Origin of the sequence: Nostoc sp., assembly GCF_041747015.1 — a bacterium.
Taxonomy (GTDB): domain Bacteria; phylum Cyanobacteriota; class Cyanobacteriia; order Cyanobacteriales; family Nostocaceae; genus Nostoc.
On sequence record NZ_JBGTFY010000073.1, the window covers coordinates 1 to 3,452 of the forward strand.

Below are 3,452 nucleotides of genomic sequence, written 5' to 3' on the forward strand. Positions count from 1 at the left end.
ACCAGAAGTAGTTGCTTCCATTACAGGGTATTCTTTCATCCTGAATGCTCTATCTGCCCTCAATACTATTTAAATTGGTATAAAGTCCGTAGATTTTACAGTTAGCTGCTCGTTTTGGCTCATGATTCATGCAGCATTACACAAAAGGGCTTTTTCATGTATTTAGTTTCTCGTGGAAAGCTGATTGTTTCGTCCAAAAATCATCCCACCAGCCATTAGCCCGAACAATACGCACACGCCAGCATGGGATTTACTGTATCTGGATGCCAAGTTGCACCTGGAATTTTGAGGCGCTTCTGGGGAATATATCGATGAGCGATGAGCGATTTCGCCAGAACCGATGAGTAAACCCATTGCACGAAAATAGTCATAATTAACAGCATCTCTAAATCGCTTGAGGTACTGAAATAAATTAGCGATACGCTCCTTGCCTTGCCCCGGAGATCCCTTGAGTGTCCTGATTACTTGCCTAACATCCCCCGCGTCAATTATATGAAGTTTACCACTCACCCACTTGTGGCGCTCAACGTCGGTAAGCCCCATTGCTTCCGCACCTGAGTAAAGATGGTGTTTGAGATGGGGGCGGTCTAGGATAAATGTTAAATTCGGAAACTGTGCTTGAAGTGCTTCGCGTAGACCATTGCCTCCATCAGCTACGGCGTAAACTTGGGTTTGCTTCGACATCCCTTGGTCATACGCTGCGCTAACTAATTGCCCAACGACTTCTGGATACTTGCTCATTCGTGCCACATAAGTCCGTTTTTCCTTGTCGCTCACTGGACGGACTAAACCTACTCTCACTTCTTTCCAGTCTGATTCGCGCTTACGTTTGAGCAGCCGACGTTTTTTGGTAACTTCGGCTTTTTCTGCTGGTAGTAGAGTGCCAGTCCGAATATGACAACCATCTAGTTCTACTAATAGCTGCTCAATGTTTGGTCTAGTCGTGAGAGATTTTAAAGCCTTTAGCCTAGCTATGAACAGTTTAACTTCCACAAATTTCTCTGCCAAGCGCGCTATTTTCTCTACTTCTCGGCGCACACTCGCACGGTTTATTTCCCATCCATAGTGTTCTTCAAATCTCTTAGCTGCTTGTCCAAAGGATTCTTCCGCACCAAAATCTGTTAAGGCTCGTTGCACTGCCCTTGAAAGATCACCATGCTCAATTCTCAACTGCTCTTTAACTGGACGTGCCCCAATTTGTGTGTTCTTATTCCACAGGTAAGGAGAAGGAATTTCAATCGCCCCAAATAATGATAAATACTTTATCCGTTTACAGCGATGTATAGTTAAACCTGCTGCCTTAACCCTTTTGGTTACAAGCCTTGCCAGTTCAGCTAAAAGCAGCGACACTACTATAAATCCTATCTTACGTAGGAGTTGGTTAATTATGTTATCGAGTTCCCGCACCTTCTTATCTAAATTTGGCTCTCCCTCCCACAGTGCTTGAAACAGCATTTGTCCGATTTCTTGGACAACATCAGTGTAGTTAGGATTTGTAGCAGTAGTCATAGCAGTGTCAGTAGTTGCTCAAGATTCATAATTGTCACACTGCCATATAAAGAGCCTCCAAGCTTTCCTAAGAGGAACTTAATCTACAACCAACTACTTTTGACCACACCCAACAAAAACGGTCGATGCGATCGTCTACGTTGATGAAGCAGGCATCGACAATCGTGACGATTACCTCTATGGCTACTGCGAAGTTGGGCAAAGATTTTACGCTCTCAAATCCGGTAAACGTACTGAAAGGGTCAGTTGGATTGCAGCACTACGCCAAGGAAGGGTGTTCGCACCGATGACAAATGTTTGTTCCTGTAACCGCAACTTGTTCGAGATGTGGTTACAGCAGTGTCTTCTTCCTCAATTGCAAAGGGGAAATGTTATTGTCATTGATAATGCTTGTTTTCATCACTCTCAGGCAATTGATGAGATGGTGGCAGAGGCTGGATGTGAGTTATGGTATCTTCCCCCCTATTCTCCAGACTTGAACAAGATCGAGCATTGGTGGTTTGTACTCAAAAACTGGATGCGGCAGCGGTGGAACGAATTTGATAGCTTTCACGACTGTGTTGATGCCGCATTTAAACATTGTCCCAACGTGTTTGCGTAGCGCTATATCAGTGAGAATTCTTTAAGTTGCATTCCATCTCAGTACATTTGGACGATCGCTCCTAGTCTATCTGGTTTTCGGCTTAACCGAACCGTATTGGTATCGAAGTCACCGCAGCCAGGTAAGCGATCGCCCGTCAAGCAGCGAGGTTGGAGTTGCCGAATCATCTGGTGTATGTCAGACGCTCGCCACTGTTCGGGCGTGCGCTCCCACCCGCCATCAAACCAAAGTACGTCAATTTCGCCGTAGTTTGTGAGCAGTTCGCGCAGTTGAGCCAACAGAAACTCCCAATAGCGCTGCCATTGCTGGGGTGACGGTTGCGGCAAGCGCGCAAAGTGATACGGCTTATCAGCTTCAGTGAAAGCAGGATAGTCTGGGTGATGCCAATCGCTTAACGAGAAGTACAAGCCAACTCGTATGCCGTGCGATCACATGGCATCGAGAAATTGTTGCACAATATCTTGACGGTACGGCGTGTGTTCGATTGAGAACTCGGACTGTTGCGTGTGGAACAAAGCAAAGCCATCGTGATGCTTGACGGTTAAGATCGCGTACTGCATTCCCAACTCCTGTGCAAATCTCGCCCACTCGTGCGGATTGTAGGCGCTAGGGTTGAAAGTGTGGGCATTCTGGTGATACAGATCGATCGGCACATCTTGGCAGTAGGGCAAGCTAAACACACCGCCCACAAGGGGCCACGATAATTCCCATCCCTGCTGGCTACTGTGACCCCAGTGAATGAACATACCGAAGCGAGCGGTGTCAAACAAGTTTTTTGCATAAAATTAGCTTTGAAAGCGATCGCAGTTGCTATGAAGCTATTATTGCAGCCTAGTCAACAAACCTGTACCTATATTTGCAAAGTCCAAATAGATATTGAGCCGAGATCCGGGTAATTTTAGGCAACATAAACTGGTAAGTCTTGTTATGTCTAGGGTTCAGAGATTTTGATTAGCAGCTTTATAAGGCTTGCCGCACATTGGATAAAATTTATACTTCAGTGACACGACTAACTCACCACAGTGAGGGCAATTCGTCCGTAAAGTAGGTCTAAGCCTTGGCAATAGTGGTGACAGAATCAGGTTGTGTTGCAAAAACTTTGTGAGGAAGGAAAACCTCTATTTCAGGAGTTCCAATTATGCAATTACTCCTCTGGTTTGATGGACGAAGATAACTCGCTCTTTGACGGCTCCCAAGGGATGTCCTAAAACCTGTCCTTTTCTCACCATGTTCATAATTTCCTAATCTCTGATAGTGCGCCTTGCCGTAAGGTTTTATCTCGCGTACGGATTGCTATAGGGGTGCGTTAAGTGAATTCTTGGGAACAATTTTATATCCTTTA

Annotated in this window: 1 protein-coding gene and 2 pseudogenes; 1 reads left to right on the forward strand and 2 read right to left on the reverse strand. The window is 45.5% G+C overall.

Annotated features, from left to right (window positions below):
• Positions 1–162: 162 nt before the first annotated feature.
• Positions 163–1,509 carry a UPF0236 family transposase-like protein gene (locus ACEW80_RS05750; RefSeq protein WP_373525673.1) on the reverse strand — a complete coding sequence of 449 codons (1,347 nt, stop codon included), beginning with the start codon at positions 1,507–1,509 and terminating at the stop codon, positions 163–165.
• Positions 1,510–1,621: 112 nt separating this feature from the next.
• Between ACEW80_RS05750 and ACEW80_RS05755 the strand changes: the two are divergent.
• A pseudogene (locus tag ACEW80_RS05755) lies at positions 1,622–2,110 on the forward strand (IS630 family transposase); the annotation flags it as partial.
• A gap of 38 nt (positions 2,111–2,148) precedes the next feature.
• On the opposite strand, the pseudogene ACEW80_RS05760 reads toward ACEW80_RS05755, so the two are convergent.
• Positions 2,149–2,880 (reverse strand): annotated as a pseudogene (locus ACEW80_RS05760) (alpha-L-fucosidase).
• Positions 2,881–3,452 lie beyond the last annotated feature (572 nt).